At 67.8% G+C, this 410-nt stretch carries 1 protein-coding gene; it reads left to right on the top strand.

Going from position 1 to position 410, the window contains the following annotated elements; genetic code table 11:
- The coding region (locus tag JHD64_RS21165) for a hypothetical protein (protein WP_199055594.1) at window positions 1–410 on the top strand (410 nt) is incomplete at both ends.

Here is a 410-nt window from a genome sequence, read left to right as displayed (position 1 = left end):
CGGTGGCAGCGCCACCCTGGCCAGCGCCCACGCTGGCAGCCGCGCCCTGTCAGGCTTCAACAGCCTGACGCTGAGCGACAGCGACTACACCCTGACTGGCGCGACCGGCAGCATGACGGTCAACCCGTTGGCGGTGACGCTGACGGGTAGCCAGACCTATAACGGCACGAACGTCGCCCAGGGCAGCAACCTGACGGTCAGCAACCAGATCGAAGGGGACAGCGTCACCGTCGGTGGCAGCGCCACCCTGGCCAGCGCCCACGCAGGCAACCGCGCCCTGTCGGGCTTCAACAGCCTGACGCTGAGCGACAGCGACTACACCCTGACTGGCGCCAGCGGCAGCATGACGGTCAACCCGCTGGCGGTGACGCTGACCGGTAGCCAGACCTATAACGGCACGACTACTGCCC

This window comes from Aquitalea sp. ASV15 (assembly GCF_016429115.1).
GTDB classification, from domain to species: Bacteria; Pseudomonadota; Gammaproteobacteria; order Burkholderiales; family Chromobacteriaceae; genus Aquitalea; species Aquitalea magnusonii.
Note: the sequence above shows the minus strand (reverse complement) of the source record. Positions and strands in the feature narration are given on the sequence as shown.